At 54.4% G+C, this 16,350-nt stretch carries 10 protein-coding genes; 8 read left to right on the top strand and 2 right to left on the bottom strand.

Annotation, left to right across the window (positions count from 1 at the left end; all coding sequences use genetic code 11):
• Positions 1-225 precede the first annotated feature (225 nt).
• From glgB to glgP, 5 genes are read left to right on the top strand one after another with little or no spacing between them, the layout of a single operon-like run.
• A complete protein-coding gene (gene glgB, locus OGV75_RS22475; protein WP_016154817.1) occupies positions 226-2,409 on the top strand; it encodes a 1,4-alpha-glucan branching enzyme in 2,184 nt (727 codons plus the stop codon).
• Entirely contained in the window at positions 2,409-4,385 is a 1,977-nt protein-coding gene (glgX, locus tag OGV75_RS22470) for a glycogen debranching protein GlgX (protein WP_286481274.1), read from the top strand. Before glgB ends, glgX begins: the two co-directional genes overlap by 1 nt.
• Before the next feature lie 13 nt (positions 4,386-4,398).
• Entirely contained in the window at positions 4,399-5,694 is a 1,296-nt protein-coding gene (gene glgC, locus OGV75_RS22465; protein ID WP_016154815.1) for a glucose-1-phosphate adenylyltransferase, read from the top strand.
• Positions 5,694-7,127, top strand: a complete 1,434-nt coding sequence (glgA, locus tag OGV75_RS22460; protein ID WP_286481272.1) for a glycogen synthase GlgA — start codon at positions 5,694-5,696, stop codon at positions 7,125-7,127. Before glgC ends, glgA begins: the two co-directional genes overlap by 1 nt.
• Positions 7,128-7,146: 19 nt before the next feature.
• Positions 7,147-9,594: a glycogen phosphorylase gene (gene glgP / locus OGV75_RS22455; RefSeq protein WP_046274519.1), complete on the top strand. Its 2,448-nt coding sequence runs from the start codon at positions 7,147-7,149 to the stop codon at positions 9,592-9,594.
• Between the two features lie 108 nt (positions 9,595-9,702).
• Here glgP and glpD read toward each other — a convergent pair whose 3' ends face one another.
• Positions 9,703-11,211, bottom strand: coding sequence for a glycerol-3-phosphate dehydrogenase (gene glpD / locus OGV75_RS22450; RefSeq protein ID WP_286481269.1), 1,509 nt, complete (start codon positions 11,209-11,211; stop codon positions 9,703-9,705).
• A gap of 198 nt (positions 11,212-11,409) precedes the next feature.
• Between glpD and glpE the strand changes: the two genes are divergently transcribed.
• The 3 genes from glpE to OGV75_RS22435 all read left to right on the top strand — a co-directional run bounded on the left by glpE (position 11,410) and on the right by OGV75_RS22435 (position 13,511).
• Positions 11,410-11,736 carry a thiosulfate sulfurtransferase GlpE gene (glpE, locus tag OGV75_RS22445; RefSeq protein WP_003023495.1) on the top strand — a complete coding sequence of 109 codons (327 nt, stop codon included), beginning with the start codon at positions 11,410-11,412 and terminating at the stop codon, positions 11,734-11,736.
• A 170-nt stretch (positions 11,737-11,906) separates the two neighbouring features.
• Positions 11,907-12,737, top strand: a complete 831-nt coding sequence (gene glpG / locus OGV75_RS22440) for a rhomboid family intramembrane serine protease GlpG (protein WP_049040645.1) — start codon at positions 11,907-11,909, stop codon at positions 12,735-12,737.
• Positions 12,738-12,752: 15 nt separating this feature from the next.
• On the top strand, positions 12,753-13,511 hold the full coding sequence (locus tag OGV75_RS22435) for a DeoR/GlpR family transcriptional regulator (RefSeq protein ID WP_003023499.1): 759 nt from the start codon (positions 12,753-12,755) through the stop codon (positions 13,509-13,511).
• Positions 13,512-13,552: 41 nt separating this feature from the next.
• Here OGV75_RS22435 and malT read toward each other — a convergent pair whose 3' ends face one another.
• The gene (malT, locus tag OGV75_RS22430; RefSeq protein WP_016154810.1) at positions 13,553-16,258 is read right to left on the bottom strand and encodes an HTH-type transcriptional regulator MalT; all 2,706 of its coding nucleotides are present in this window, start codon (positions 16,256-16,258) and stop codon (positions 13,553-13,555) included.
• Positions 16,259-16,350: the final 92 nt, after the last annotated feature.

The raw sequence follows: 16,350 nt of genomic DNA, 5'->3' as shown, positions 1-16,350 counted from the left end.
ATACAGGAGTAAGCGCAGATGTTTCATTTTTTACCAGGAGTAAGATAAAGCATTGGCTATTCTTTAAGGGTGACTTAGTACCGGAGGTATTAAGTTGTTGCCTGAAGGTGGGACGACGCAGAGAGGATGCACAATTGTGCTGCGCCGTTCAGGTCAAAAAAAGTGTCACTACCTGATGTCGAAGATCAGTTGGAAGGCGTGACACCATAAAACAGGATGACAACCATGTCCGTTCGTATCGATAGAGACGTGATTAATGCGCTAATTGCAGGCCATTTTGCGGATCCTTTTTCCGTACTCGGTATGCACCAAACTGACGCTGGACTTGAAGTCCGCGCCCTATTACCTGACGCCACCGAAGTGTGGGTGATCGAACCCAAAACCGGACGCAAAGTCGGCAAGCTGGACTGCCTCGACTCTCGCGGTTTTTTCTGTGCTGTACTTCCCCGCCGTAAAAATTTCTTTCGCTATCAGTTAGCTGTTGTCTGGCATGGACAGGAGAATCTGATTGATGACCCTTATCGTTTTGGCCCGCTGATCCAGGATATGGATGCCTGGCTGTTATCTGAAGGTACGCACCTGCGACCTTACGAAACGTTGGGCGCGCATGCGGATACCATGGATGGCGTAACCGGTACGCGCTTCTCCGTCTGGGCGCCTAACGCTCAACGCGTGTCAGTGGTTGGGCAGTTCAACTACTGGGATGGACGTCGCCACCCGATGCGCCTGCGCAAAGAAAGCGGTATCTGGGAGCTGTTTATCCCCGGCGCGCAGCATGGTCAACTGTATAAATACGAGATGATCGATGCGAATGGTAAGCTGCGAATCAAAGCGGACCCTTACGCCTTCGAAGCGCAAATGCGCCCGGAAACCGCGTCGCTTATCTGCGGTCTGCCGGAAAAAGTGGTGCAAAGCGAGGAGCGAAAAAAAGCCAACCAGTTTGATGCGCCGATCTCTATCTATGAAGTGCACCTGGGCTCATGGCGTCGTCATACCGATAACAACTTCTGGCTGAGCTACCGCGAACTGGCGGATCAACTGGTGCCTTACGTCAAGTGGATGGGCTTTACCCATCTCGAACTGTTGCCGATTAATGAGCATCCGTTCGACGGTAGCTGGGGCTACCAACCTACCGGTATGTATGCGCCGACCCGTCGTTTCGGGACGCGTGATGATTTCCGCTATTTTGTGAATGCCGCGCATCAGGCCGGACTGAACGTCATTCTCGACTGGGTGCCGGGCCATTTCCCGTCGGACGACTTTGGTCTGGCAGAGTTTGATGGCACCAATCTGTATGAGCACAGCGACCCGCGCGAAGGGTATCACCAGGACTGGAACACGCTGATCTACAACTACGGTCGCCGTGAAGTCAGTAACTATCTGGTAGGCAATGCCCTGTACTGGATTGAACGTTTTGGTATCGATGCGCTGCGCGTAGATGCCGTGGCGTCGATGATTTATCGCGACTACAGCCGTAAAGAAGGGGAGTGGGTCCCGAACGAATTTGGCGGTCGTGAAAACCTCGAAGCCATTGAGTTTTTACGCAATACCAACCGTATTCTTGGCGAGCAGGTGCCGGGGGCCGTGAGCATGGCGGAAGAGTCCACCGACTTTGCCGGCGTTTCAAGGCCACAGGATATGGGCGGTTTAGGATTCTGGTATAAGTGGAACCTCGGCTGGATGCACGACACGCTGGACTACATGAAGTTGGATCCGGTTCATCGTCAGTTCCATCACGATAAGCTGACCTTCGGCATGCTGTACAACTACACCGAAAACTTTGTCCTGCCGCTGTCGCACGATGAAGTGGTACACGGTAAAAAATCAATTCTCGATCGCATGCCGGGGGACGCATGGCAGAAGTTTGCCAACCTGCGCGCCTACTACGGCTGGATGTGGGCCTTCCCGGGCAAGAAACTGCTGTTTATGGGCAACGAGTTTGCTCAGGGGCGTGAGTGGAACCATGACGCCAGCCTCGACTGGCATCTGCTGGAAGGCGGCGATAACTGGCACCACGGCGTACAGCGTTTGGTGCGCGATCTGAACCTTACTTATCGTCATCACAAAGCGCTGCACGAGCTTGATTTTGACGCCTATGGCTTCGAGTGGCTGGTGGTGGATGACAAAGAACGTTCGGTGCTGGCTTTCGTTCGTCGTGACAAAGTCGGTAATGAAATCATCGTTATCAGCAACTTTACGCCAGTGCCTCGCCACGGCTATCGCTTCGGTATCAATCAGCCGGGCAAATGGCGCGAGATCCTCAATACCGACTCGATGCATTATCACGGTAGCAATACCGGTAACGGCGGCGCGGTGCACAGCGATGAAATCGCCAGTCATGGTCGTCAGCACTCACTGAGCCTGACGTTGCCACCGCTGGCAACGATCTGGCTGGTGCGGGAGGGATAATGACGCAACTGGCAACCGGCAACGCCACCCCCCATGGTGCAACGTATGACGGCCATGGCGTCAATTTCACCCTCTTTTCGGCCCACGCTGAACGCGTTGAATTATGCGTATTCGATGAGCAAGGCTGCGAACTCCGCTACGACCTGCCGGGGCGTAGCGGCGATGTCTGGCACGGCTATCTGGCCAACGCCCGTCCCGGTCTACGCTATGGCTATCGCGTACATGGTCCGTGGCAACCGCAGCAGGGCCACCGGTTTAATCCGGCGAAACTGCTGCTTGACCCTTGCGCGCGTCGGGTGGATGGCGAGTTAAAAGATAACCCACTGCTGCACGGTGGGCTGAATGAACCGGATCATCATGATAATGCCGCCATCGCGCTGAAGGGCGTGGTGGTGTCCGACCATTATGACTGGGAGGATGATGCCCCGCCGCGCACGCCGTGGGGCAATACCGTAATTTACGAAGCGCATGTCAAAGGGCTGACGTATTTGCATCCTGACCTGCCGGAAGAGATGCGCGGGACCTACAAAGCGCTGGGTCATCCGGTGATGATCGACTATTTCAAGCGCCTCGGCATTACCGCGCTGGAGCTGTTACCGGTGGCGCATTTCGCCAGCGAACCGCGGCTTCAGCGACTGGGCCTGTCAAACTACTGGGGCTACAACCCGGTGGCGATGTATGCGCTGCATCCGGCCTATGCCAGCTCGCCGGAGAGTGCGCTTGATGAGTTTCGCGACGCGGTAAAAGCGCTGCATAAAGCGGGTATTGAGGTCATTCTCGACATCGTTTTAAACCACAGCGCCGAGCTGGATCTCGAAGGACCTGTCTTCTCGCTGCGCGGAATTGATAACCGTAGCTATTATTGGATCAGAGATGATGGCGATTACTACAACTGGACCGGTTGTGGGAACACCATCAATCTGAGCCATCCTGGCGTTGTGGAATACGCATGCGAGTGCCTGCGCTACTGGGTTGAAACCTGCCATGTGGATGGTTTTCGTTTTGATTTGGCTTCCGTCATGGGGCGTACGCCTGAGTTTCGTCAGGATGCTCCGCTGTTTACCGCGATCCAAAACTGTCCGCTGCTCTCACGCACCAAGCTGATTGCGGAACCGTGGGATATTGGTGAAGGCGGGTATCAGGTGGGGAATTTCCCCCCGCCGTTTGCCGAGTGGAACGACCATTTCCGCGATGCAACGCGACGTTTTTGGCTCCAGCGTAATCTTTCGTTGGGCGAGTTTGCCGGACGTTTTGCCGCATCCAGCGACGTGTTTAAACGCCCGGGCCGCAATCCCAGCGCCACGGTCAATCTGGTGACCGCGCATGACGGTTTTACGCTACGCGACTGCGTTTGCTTCACAAATAAGCACAATGAAGCGAATGGTGAGGAAAATCGCGACGGCACTAGCAATAACTACAGCGACAATCATGGTAAAGAAGGATTAGGCGGCTCGCTGGACCTGATTGAGCGGCGGCGCGACAGCATTCATGCGCTGTTAACCACGCTGTTGCTCTCCCAGGGAACGCCGATGCTGCTGGCGGGTGATGAGCATGGTCATAGCCAGCACGGTAATAATAACGCTTACTGCCAGGATAACGCCTTAACCTGGCTGGACTGGCAGCAGGCAAACAGTGGGCTAACCACATTTACCGCCGCGTTGATTCATCTGCGCCGGCAAATACCTGCATTAACAGGCGATTGCTGGTGGGAAGAGGGCGATGGCAATGTTCGTTGGCTGAATAAGTACGCACAACCCTTAAGTGCGGATGAGTGGCATAACGACCCGAGACAGATGCAAATCCTGCTTTCAGATCGTTTCCTGATTGCAATAAACGCCACGCTTGAGGTGACAGATATCGTTTTACCTGAAGGGGAATGGCACGCCATTCCCCCATTTGCCGGAGAGGATAATCCGGTGCTTACGGCGGTCTGGCAGGGACCTGCGCACGGACTGTGTGTGTTCCAGAGAAGATAAAAAGGAGTTAGTCATGGTAAGTTTAGAGAAGAACGATCGTGTAATGTTGGCGCGCCAGCTGCCATTAAAATCTGTTGCCCTGATCCTGGCCGGTGGCCGCGGTACTCGCCTGAAAGATTTAACCAATAAGCGTGCCAAGCCTGCCGTGCACTTTGGCGGTAAGTTCCGCATTATCGATTTTGCCTTATCCAACTGTCTTAATTCCGGGATCCGCCGTATCGGCGTGATCACTCAGTACCAGTCACACACGCTGGTGCAGCATATTCAGCGCGGCTGGTCGTTCTTTAGTGAAGAGATGAACGAGTTCGTCGATCTGCTGCCTGCCCAGCAGAGGATGCAGGGTGAAAACTGGTATCGCGGTACGGCGGATGCGGTGACCCAAAACCTGGACATCATTCGCCGCTATAAAGCGGAATATGTGGTGATCCTCGCGGGCGATCATATTTATAAGCAGGACTACTCACGCATGCTGATCGACCACGTTGAGAAAGGCGCGCGTTGCACAGTGGCCTGTATGCCAGTGCCTATTGAAGAGGCCAGCGCGTTTGGCGTAATGGACGTGGACGACACCGATAAAATTATCGAGTTCGTTGAAAAACCTGCCAACCCGCCAGCGATGCCTAATGATCCGACCAAATCGCTTGCCAGTATGGGGATCTACATCTTCGACGCCGATTATCTGTATGAACTGCTGGCGGAAGATGATCTCGATGAAAAATCCAGTCACGATTTTGGCAAAGACATCATCCCGAAAATCACCGAAGCTGGCATGGCATATGCTCATCCATTCCCATTGTCCTGCGTACAGTCTGACCCGGAATCCGAGCCGTACTGGCGCGATGTGGGAACGCTGGAAGCCTACTGGAAAGCAAACCTCGATCTGGCTTCGGTGACGCCTGAACTGGATATGTACGACCAGGACTGGCCAATCCGTACGCATATGGAATCACTGCCGCCGGCGAAATTTGTTCAGGACCGTTCCGGTAGCCACGGAATGACGCTGAACTCGCTGGTTTCCGGCGGCTGTATTATTTCTGGTTCGGTGGTAGTGCAGTCCGTTTTGTTCCCGCGAGTGCGGGTGAATTCATTCTGTAACATTGATTCGGCAGTGTTGTTACCTGAAGTGTGGGTGGGACGTTCGTGCCGCTTACGTCGTTGCATTATCGACCGCGCCTGCGTTATTCCTGAAGGCATGGTGATTGGTGAAAACGCGGAAGAAGATGCTCGTCGTTTCTACCGTTCAGAGGAAGGTATTGTACTGGTCACGCGTGAAATGCTGCGCAAACTGCAGATCAAACAGGAGCGATAATGCAGGTTTTACACGTTTGTTCAGAGATGTTCCCTTTGTTAAAAACCGGGGGACTGGCGGATGTTATTGGGGCGTTACCCGCAGCGCAAATCGCGGACGGTGTGGATGCCCGCGTGCTGCTCCCGGCGTTTCCTGATATCCGTCGCGGCATTCCCGATGCGCAGGTAGTGACGCGTCGCGATACCTTCGCCGGACGTATTACGCTGCTGTTCGGGCATTTCAACGGTGTGGGCATTTACCTGATTGACGCGCCGCATCTCTATGACCGTCCCGGTAGCCCGTATCACGACACTAACCTGTTTGCATATACCGATAACGTGCTGCGTTTTGCGCTGCTGGGTTGGGTCGGCAGTGAAATGGCCTGTGGCTTTGACCCATTCTGGCGCCCGGATGTGGTGCATGCGCACGACTGGCATGCCGGTCTGGCCCCGGCGTATCTGGCGGCGCGCGGCCATCCGGCGAAATCGGTGTTCACCGTGCACAACCTGGCGTATCAAGGCATGTTTTATGCAAAGCATATGGATGACATCCAATTGCCATGGTCGTTCTTTAACGTGCACGGACTGGAGTTTAACGGGCAGATTTCTTTCCTGAAGGCCGGGTTGTACTACGCCGACCACATTACGGCGGTCAGTCCGACCTACGCGCGGGAAATTACCGAGCCGCAGTTTGCCTACGGCATGGAAGGTCTGTTGCAGCAGCGTCATCGTGAAGGACGTCTTTCCGGTGTGCTGAACGGCGTTGATGAAAAAATCTGGAGCCCGGAAACCGATCTGCTGCTTGCGTCGCGGTATACGCGTGAAACGCTGGAAGAGAAGGCGGAGAACAAACGCCAGCTACAGATCGCGATGGGACTTAAGGTTAACGACAAAGTGCCGCTATTTGCCGTAGTCAGCCGCCTGACCAGTCAGAAAGGGCTGGATCTGGTACTGGAAGCGCTACCGGGGTTGTTAGAGCAGGGTGGACAACTGGCATTACTCGGCGCGGGCGATCCGGTTTTACAGGAAGGTTTCCTCGCCGCGGCGGCGGAACATCCTGGACAGGTGGGCGTACAGATTGGCTATCACGAAGCCTTCTCGCACCGCATCATGGGTGGGGCCGACGTTATATTGGTCCCCAGCCGTTTTGAGCCGTGTGGCTTAACGCAGTTGTATGGACTGAAGTACGGCACGCTGCCGCTGGTGCGGCGCACCGGTGGGCTGGCTGATACGGTCTCTGACAGTTCGCTGGAAAACCTGGCGGATGGTATCGCCAGTGGGTTTGTATTTGAAGATAGTAATGCCTGGTCGCTGCTACGCGCGATCCGGCGTGCTTTCGTATTGTGGTCCCGGCCTTCGCTGTGGCGGTTTGTACAACGTCAGGCCATGACCATGGGTTTTAGCTGGCAAGTCGCGGCGAAGTCATACCGTGAGCTTTACTATCGTTTGAAATAGATATCCAGGAATCACCTATATGAATGCTCCATTTACTTATGCATCGCCCACACTCAGCGTAGAGGCACTTAAGCATTCTATCGCCTACAAGCTGATGTTCACGATTGGTAAAGACCCGGTCATTGCCAATAAACATGAGTGGCTGAACGCCACGTTGTTCGCGGTGCGCGATCGTCTCGTGGAGCGCTGGCTGCGTTCTAACCGTGCGCAATTATCCCAGGAAACTCGACAGGTTTATTATCTGTCAATGGAGTTTCTGATTGGCCGCACACTTTCCAATGCACTGTTATCGTTGGGTATTTATGACGATGTCAAAAATGCGCTGGAAGGTATGGGGTTGGATCTTGAAGATCTGATCGATGAAGAAAACGACCCTGGTCTTGGCAACGGTGGCCTCGGGCGCCTGGCGGCCTGCTTCCTGGACTCACTGGCTACGTTGGGTCTGCCGGGACGCGGCTACGGTATTCGTTATGACTACGGCATGTTCAAACAGAATATTGTTGATGGCCGACAGAAAGAGTCACCGGACTACTGGCTGGAATACGGTAATCCGTGGGAATTCAAACGCCACAATACGCGTTACAAAGTGCGCTTTGGCGGGCGTATTCAGCAGGAAGGCAAGAAAACGCGCTGGATAGAAACTGAAGAGATCCTCGCGGTAGCCTACGACCAAATTATTCCCGGTTATGACACAGACGCCACTAATACGCTGCGCTTGTGGAGTGCCCAGGCCAGTAGCGAAATCAACCTCGGTAAATTTAACCAGGGCGACTACTTTGCGGCGGTGGAAGATAAAAACCACTCCGAGAACGTCTCCCGCGTGCTGTATCCGGATGACTCCACCTATTCAGGACGCGAGCTGCGTTTGCGCCAGGAGTATTTCCTGGTCTCCTCCACGGTGCAGGACATCCTGAACCGTCATTATCAACTGCACAAAACCTACGACAACCTGGCGGATAAGATCGCCATTCACCTCAACGACACCCATCCGGTACTGTCGATTCCTGAGCTGATGCGTCTACTGATCGATGAGCACAAATTCAGTTGGGATAATGCGTTTGAGGTCTGCTGCCAGGTCTTCTCGTATACCAACCACACCTTGATGAGCGAAGCGCTGGAGACCTGGCCTGTCGATATGCTGGGCAAAATTCTGCCGCGCCATCTGCAAATCATCTTTGAGATTAACGACTACTTCCTGAAGACGTTGCAGGAACAGTATCCGAACGATACCAGTCTGCTGGGACGGACGTCGATTATCGATGAATCCAATGGCCGCCGGGTGCGTATGGCATGGCTCGCAGTGGTGGTGAGCCACAAGGTTAACGGCGTTTCTGAGCTGCACTCCAACCTGATGGTGCAGTCGCTGTTTGCTGACTTTGCGAAGATTTTCCCGACTCGCTTCTGTAACGTCACCAACGGCGTGACGCCGCGCCGCTGGCTGGCGCTGGCTAACCCATCGCTCTCTGAGGTGCTGGATGAGAACATTGGCCGCACCTGGCGAACCGATCTCAGCCAGCTAAGCGAGCTTGAACAGCACTGCGATTACCCGCTGGTAAATCAGGCGGTGCGCCGTGCGAAACTGGAGAATAAAAAACGTCTGGCAACGCTCATTGCCCAGCAGCTTAACGTGGTGGTGAACCCGAAATCGCTGTTTGATGTGCAGATCAAGCGTATTCACGAGTACAAACGCCAGTTGATGAACGTGCTGCATGTGATCACCCGCTACAACCGCATTAAGGCCGATCCTGACGCCGAGTGGGTGCCGCGCGTGAATATCTTCGCCGGTAAAGCGGCTTCGGCCTATTACATGGCGAAGCACATCATTCACCTGATCAACGACGTCGCGAAAGTGATCAACAACGATCCGCAAATTGGTGACAAGCTGAAAGTGGTGTTTATTCCTAACTACAGCGTCAGCCTGGCGCAGGTGATTATTCCTGCTGCCGACCTGTCTGAGCAGATTTCGCTGGCTGGGACCGAAGCCTCTGGTACCAGTAATATGAAGTTTGCCCTCAACGGCGCGCTGACCATTGGGACGCTGGACGGTGCCAACGTCGAGATGCTGGAGCATGTGGGCGCAGAAAATATCTTTATCTTTGGTAATACGGCGGAAGAGGTCGAAGCCTTACGCAGCCAGGGCTACAAGCCGCGTGAGTATTACGAGAAAGACGAAGAGCTGCACCAGGTGCTGACGCAGATTGGCAGCGGTGTATTCAGTCCTGAGGAGCCGGGGCGCTATCGTGACCTGGTTGACTCGCTGATCAACTTTGGCGACCACTATCAGGTTCTGGCGGATTATCGCAGCTACGTTGATTGCCAGGATAAGGTTGACGAACTGTATCGCCACCCGGAAGAGTGGACCACCAAGTCGATGATTAATATCGCCAACATGGGCTACTTCTCGTCGGACAGGACGATCAAAGAGTACGCCGAAAACATCTGGCATATCGACTCGGTGCGGTTGTAACAAGGGCAGGACGATCTGTAGGCCGGATGGATAAGGCGTTAGCCGCCATCCGGCAAAAGGCCCGGTAGCGCTGACGCTTACCGGGCCTACAGTTTTATATCGAGTGTCTTAAGACGCCAGCGACAGCTGCTGTTTCTCAATGTACTCCGCCAGCCACTGGGTCATGCGCGACTGCTGTTCAGCGTTCAGCCACATACCTTCTTTCGTGCGACGCCACAGCGCATCTTCCGCACGGCGCACCCATTCGTGATCGACCAGATATTTCAGCTCGGCCTCATAGAACTCATGACCGAAGTCTTCACCTAACCCGGCAAGCGAGGTGGCTTCCCCGATAATCCATTCGGTGTTACTGCCGTAGGTGCGCGAATAATGGCGCGCCAGCGACTCGGTCAGGAACGGGTAGCGACGGCGCAGTTTGGCCGCGTAATCTTCACGATCGCCGCCGATGTCACCGCCTGGCAGAATGCACTCTTTTGTCCACGCCGGACCGATTCCCTGATAGTACGACGCCAGTTTTTCCATCGCGTGTTCGGCCAGCTTACGGTAGGTCGTCAGCTTACCACCAAAGACCGACAGCAGCGGCGCTTTGCCGTTTTCGTCGTGGATATCCAGCGTGTAATCACGGGTGATAGCCTGCGGCGAGTCGGACTCGTCATCGCACAGCGGGCGTACACCCGAGTAGGTCCAGACGATATCGTCACGGCCCAGCTGTTTCTTAAAGTGCGCGTTGTAGACCTTCAGCAGGTAATTGATTTCACTCTCATCAATTTTTACCGCTTTCGGATCGCCTTTGTATTCGACGTCAGTCGTCCCGATGATCGAGAATTCGTCCATCCATGGGATGACAAACACAATACGTTTATCTTCGTTTTGCAGTATATAAGCTTGCTTCTGGGTATGGACGCGCGGCACTACGATGTGACTGCCTTTAATCAGACGAATACCGTACGGCGATGGCAGATGCATGCCGTCGTCGAAGAACTCTTTCACCCATGGGCCGGTGGCATTGACCAGACCACGCGCCTGCCAGGTGTGCTTTTTACCGGTATCGATATCTTCAGCTTCAACAATCCACAATCCGTTTTCACGGCGAGCGGAGGTAGCGCGAGTGCGGGTTAACACCTCTCCGCCTTTGCGTACGACCATTTGGGCGTTTGCCAAAACCAGTCGCGCATCGTCTACCCAGCAGTCAGAATATTCGAAACCGCGCACAATCTCAGGTTTCATTACGGAATCTGCGCCAAAACGCAAACCGGTCGAACTCGGCAAACTGGTGCGTTTGCCCAGATGATCGTACATAAACAGACCAATGCGGATCATCCACGCTGGACGCAGGTGCGGGCGATGGGGCAGACGAAAGCGCATCGGGAAGGCGATATGCGGTGCCATTTTCAACAACACCTCACGTTCGGCCAGCGCTTCGCTCACCAGGCGAAATTCGTAGTGTTCCAGGTAGCGCAGGCCACCGTGGATGAGTTTGGAGCTAGCGGAAGAGGTGGCGCAGGCTAAATCCTGCGCTTCCAGCATCAGCACGGATAAACCGCGTCCAGCGGCATCTGCCGCGATACCGGCACCGTTGATGCCTCCACCTATCACAATCAGATCTTTGGTTTCCATGCTGGCCTCTCGCACTTTCGTTATAGCTCATTAATGTTCGTTATCGAGCATAATAGCAAAGAATCGCGCCATTGGTAACATCGGATAAACAATTTACAGTGATACATATAACATTATGGCGTTTAACTGCCGTCGGGACGTACACTAAGAAGTAACATGTCTGAAAAGCGTCACCTGCAATATAAAGAAGAGAGAGCAATGGATCAGTTTGAATGTATTAATGTCGAAGAAGCGCATCAGAAGCTGCACCAGGGGGCCGCGGTGTTAGTGGATATCCGCGACCCGCAAAGCTATGCGATGGGTCACGCCCCGCAGGCGTTTCATCTGACGAACGACACGCTGGGGTCATTTATGCGCGAGCATGATTTCGACACCGCCGTGTTAGTAATGTGTTATCACGGCAACAGCAGTAAAGGCGCGGCGCAATATCTTCTTCAGCAGGGCTATGACGCGGTTTACAGTGTTGACGGCGGCTTCGACGCCTGGCATCGACATTTTCCGGCAGAAGTGGCATACGGTTCGTAAGACTATACCCAAATTAATTCGAGTTGCATCGCGACGGCGACGCAGCAAATCTCCGGGCGCGTACGAACAGTATGTGACCGGAGTGAGTGAGGAAAGCCAACAAAGATGCAGCTCGAAGTAAGAAGGGTATATATACTGTCCTCTTTTGTGTGGAATAAGCGACAGCAACCATGTTGATGATTACCTCTTTTGCTAACCCCCGCGTGGCGCAGGCATTTGTTGATTATATGGCGACACAGGGCGTTATCCTGACGATTCAACAACATCAGCAAACGGATGTCTGGCTGGCGGATGAGTCCCAGGCTGAGCGCGTGCATGCTGAGCTGGCGCGATTTCTGGAGAATCCAGGCGATCCGCGTTACCTCGCGGCAAGCTGGCAGTCGGGTCATACCGACAGCGGTCTGCGCTACCAGCGTTATCCGTTCCTGGCCACATTGCGCGAACGCGCAGGCCCGGTAACCTGGGTGGTGATGGCCGCGTGTGTGCTGGTGTTTATCGCGATGAACATGCTGGGCGACCAGACCGTGATGCTCTGGCTGGCATGGCCGTTTGACCCTTCGCTGAAATTTGAATTCTGGCGTTATTTCACCCACGCTTTTATGCACTTCTCGCTGATGCATATTCTGTTCAACCTGCTGTGGTGGTGGTATCTCGGTGGTGCGGTAGAAAAGCGTCTGGGCAGCGGAAAACTGATTGTAATTACCGTGATCAGCGCCCTGCTAAGCGGCTACGTTCAGCAGAAATTTAGCGGCCCGTGGTTTGGTGGGCTGTCTGGCGTGGTATATGCGCTGATGGGTTATGTGTGGTTGCGCGGCGAGCGCGATCCACAAAGTGGTATTTTCCTGCAGCGTGGTTTGATTATCTTTGCTTTGATCTGGATTGTTGCCGGCTGGTTTGATGTGTTCGGCATGTCGATGGCGAACGGCGCACATATCGCCGGGCTGGCCGTGGGTCTGGCAATGGCGTTTGCCGATACTATGAATGTACGAAAACGAACGTAATTTCAGGGAATAATAATGAAGCAAACACAACGACATGACGCGATCATCGAGCTGGTAAAGAAACAGGGATACGTCAGTACTGAGGAGCTGGTGGAGCATTTCTCCGTCAGCCCGCAGACGATTCGCCGCGATCTTAACGATCTGGCCGATCAGAACATGATTTTGCGCCATCACGGTGGCGCGGCGCTGCCCTCCAGCTCGGTCAACACCCCGTGGCATGACCGTAAAGCGACACAGACGGCGGAAAAAGAGCGCATTGCCCGCAAAGTTGCCACGCAGATCCCGAACGGTTCTACGTTGTTCATTGATATCGGCACCACGCCGGAAGCGGTGGCTCACGCGCTGCTCAATCACAGCAATTTACGCATTGTGACCAACAACCTCAATGTGGCGAATACGCTGATGGCGAAAGAGGATTTTCGCATCATACTCGCCGGTGGCGAACTGCGTAGCCGCGACGGCGGTATTATGGGCGAAGCGACCCTCGACTTTATTTCTCAGTTCCGCCTGGACTTCGGCATCTTAGGGATTAGCGGTATCGATAGCGATGGCTCCCTGCTGGAGTTTGATTATCACGAAGTTCGCACCAAGCGCGCGATTATTGAGAATTCACGGCATGTGATGCTGGTGGTGGATCACTCGAAGTTTGGGCGTAACGCGATGGTGAATATGGGCAGTATCAGCATGGTGGATGCGGTGTATACCGACACGCTGCCGCCAGCTGGCGTGATGCAGGTTATTGCGGACCATCATATTCAGTTAGAGCTGTGCTAAGTTAATTCCATGCCTGATAAGCGTAGCGTATCAGGCATTAACTAAACCCCATACCCCATCATTTTCAGCAGTTTCTGCGCATGTTGCACCGCATCCTGGCGGTGTGCGACGCCGAGCTTTTGATACAAATTGCGGATGTGCGTCTTGATGGTCGTTGCCGCGACGGCTAATTCTCCGGCGATCTGCTCGTTGCTGTAGCCCGAATAAATCAGTCCCAGAACCTGCCATTCGCGCTGGGTCAGCGGGCTGGTGCGGATAAGCTCCGGTACTTCCGGGTGAGTAAGCAGACGCTCAACGAATCCTTCATCGAAGTGGGCGAATTTATGGCGGTGATGCTGGTTAATCTCACGCAAAATACGCTGGGCGCGGTGCTGATCGAGTTCCGGTAAGGTATTGAGCTGAATCAGCTGACGCAGTTGCTGCGCCATGGCCTCACCTTCAATGACAAAGTGACTGATAAATCCGGTGCGGTTCGCCAGCTGCAGCGCGTCGAGTAACACGCGCTGTGCGTCATTTTTGCGTCCTGCCTGCCAGTAGAGCTGATTAAGCAGCAGCAGGTTACGGTTCAGATCGCTCATCAGGCGCAAATTGCGCGCATTTTCATTCAACTCTTCCAGCACAATCTCAGCCGGTTCAAACTCGCCCAGCAGGATCTGCGCGCGGGCGATGTTGCGCCACTGGCTTTGCAGAAAGTGGTTATTGGCGAATTCCGGTTTCGGCGTGTGGCGCAGCCAGTTGGCGGCCGAGTTTTTGTCGCCCACCATTTGCCAGTAAATCACCCGTACCTTATCGGCGTTCGAGATCCAGTCACTGTGATAGTGACCGTTACCCAGCAGGTTTTCCAGGCGGTTGAGCAGGCTACGCGCATTATCCAGATCCCCCCGGGCCAGCGAACATTGAATCAGCAGCGCCAGGCACTGTAGCTGTTGCTGCGGCTGGAATGTGGAAAGCAGTTCAATACCCGCGCGGGCAGACGCTTCCGATTCGTCCAGGCGCGCCCATGCCCACAGCAGTTGCGCGCGAATACGCACCAGGAACTCGTGCATCGGCAGCTGTTCCAGATGCTGCTCTTTGATCAGCTGAAACGCTTTTTCCTGAGTCTCCCAGGCGGCCTGTAAAAAGCCCTGGGCAAACAAAATTTCGCTTTGCTGGATTAAACTCCACAGTGCGTAATGCCAGACGTCATGGTGGCGCGCCATTTGCTCGGTTTGCTGCATCAACGCCAGAGAACGCGTGAGATCGCCCTTACAGTGCAGGACTTCACCATGTACCGAGGTGGCGACGATACGGCTATAGAACCAGGCGATGGGTAACTCATCCAGCGCCAGCTTTGCCAGGCGCTCGGCTTCGTCAGGATTTCCGTCGTTAATCGCGACCTGCGCACGCAGGGCGTTAAATTCGGCGTGCAGCGTCGGTTCCATGTCGCCTTTCATTTCCTGCTCAGCGCGCGCCAGCAGGGTATTAACCTCGCCGTAGCGGTGCTGGCTTTGCATCAGCCAGGCTTGTAGCAGAACCAGACGCGGATTTTCCAGCAGACTTTCCCACGGCAGGGCTTTCAGCGACTCTTCCAGTAATGTCAGTTCGCTGTGGTTAAACAGTCCCCACGCATGGTTAAGCAGGATATCGCGCAGCATATGGGCGTCGCCTGCCGCCAGCGCGTGGTGGATAGCTTCGCTAGGGAAACCTTGCGCCATCCAGCTTTCAGCGGCGGCGCGGTGTATTTCGGGCAGTTCGCTTGCCAGCTCCCACTGACAGCGCTGGCGTAAAAAGCTGCCAAATAGCGGGTGGTAGCTGAACCACTCACCGACGTCATCCATCCGCTGCAAGAATAATCCCTGGCGCTCAATCTCCTCCAGCCGCATCTGGCCGTTTTCTTCCCCGGTGACCCGGACGATCAGTGCGTCGTTCATTGAGCGCAGAATGGCGCTTTTCAGCAGGAAATGACGGGTGCCGAGGTCGACGCTGTCCAGCACTTCATCAACCAGATAATCGGACAGATGGCTGGCGTTGATCCCGGCGAGGCGGCGTGCGGACTGGTGTGCAGAGTGGTTGTTCTGGCGGGCGGAGAGGGCAATCAGCTGTAACGCCGTGGCCCAGCCAGCAACGTCATCGCACATCCGGCTGCTTTCTGCCGCTTCGATAGGCGAGGACAAACGTCGATCGAAAAATTGTTTGGCTTCCTGGTGGTTAAACGCCAGCTGTTGGCTGCCTATCTCCAGCAACTGATCGCGTACTCGCAGGTTGGCAATACCCAACTGTGGCAGGTTGCGCGACAGCACGACCAGCGTGAGGTTCTCAGGCTGATGACGCAGGAAGAAACGCATCGCTTCGTGAATTGCCGGATTGGAGATGAGATGATAATCATCCACTACCAGGTAGAGCGGGCGGTGCCACTCGGCCAGTTCAATAAATAGCTGCGCAAACAGTGACGTCAGGCTAGCGTATTGGCGCTTTTGCACCATCGCTTCGCTGGTGGTGCAGTGTCCACCGGTTGCCTGCTGGATAGCGGCGATCAGATAGCTGGCAAAGCGCTCTTGTTGATTATCGCCTTCATCCAGAGAGTACCAGCCTAAGTCGTTCTTCCCCGCTGCCCATTGTGAAACCAACGTTGTTTTTCCATAACCAGCAGGACTTGTTATCAGGGCAAGCCTGAAATTGTTCGCGCCGGAAAGTTTAGCCAACAGGCGCTCACGAACCACCGTATGGTCGAGTCGAACCGGACGACTTAATTTAGACGGAATCAACATAAGTTAGTCACTTCACTGTGTGAAAATGGGGAAAAATGATTTTTTTTGCGCTTCGTAATTAATAGATATAAGGTCGGCCAGATTAGTGTTTT

Source organism: Citrobacter sp. Cb028 (assembly GCF_030336705.1).
Lineage (GTDB): Bacteria > Pseudomonadota > Gammaproteobacteria > Enterobacterales > Enterobacteriaceae > Citrobacter > Citrobacter braakii.
Note: the sequence above shows the minus strand (reverse complement) of the source record. Positions and strands in the feature narration are given on the sequence as shown.

What these genes read in the sequence shown, in the direction of transcription:
- glgB (WP_016154817.1), top strand. Translation starts at nt 226, where the DNA reads ATGTCCGTTCGTATCGATAGAGACGTGATTAATGCGCTAATTGCAGGC.
- glgX (WP_286481274.1), top strand. Translation starts at nt 2,409, where the DNA reads ATGACGCAACTGGCAACCGGCAACGCCACCCCCCATGGTGCAACGTAT.
- glgC (WP_016154815.1), top strand. Translation starts at nt 4,399, where the DNA reads ATGGTAAGTTTAGAGAAGAACGATCGTGTAATGTTGGCGCGCCAGCTG.
- glgA (WP_286481272.1), top strand. Translation starts at nt 5,694, where the DNA reads ATGCAGGTTTTACACGTTTGTTCAGAGATGTTCCCTTTGTTAAAAACC.
- glgP (WP_046274519.1), top strand. Translation starts at nt 7,147, where the DNA reads ATGAATGCTCCATTTACTTATGCATCGCCCACACTCAGCGTAGAGGCA.
- glpD (WP_286481269.1), bottom strand. Translation starts at nt 11,211, where the DNA reads ATGGAAACCAAAGATCTGATTGTGATAGGTGGAGGCATCAACGGTGCC.
- glpE (WP_003023495.1), top strand. Translation starts at nt 11,410, where the DNA reads ATGGATCAGTTTGAATGTATTAATGTCGAAGAAGCGCATCAGAAGCTG.
- glpG (WP_049040645.1), top strand. Translation starts at nt 11,907, where the DNA reads ATGTTGATGATTACCTCTTTTGCTAACCCCCGCGTGGCGCAGGCATTT.
- OGV75_RS22435 (WP_003023499.1), top strand. Translation starts at nt 12,753, where the DNA reads ATGAAGCAAACACAACGACATGACGCGATCATCGAGCTGGTAAAGAAA.
- malT (WP_016154810.1), bottom strand. Translation starts at nt 16,258, where the DNA reads ATGTTGATTCCGTCTAAATTAAGTCGTCCGGTTCGACTCGACCATACG.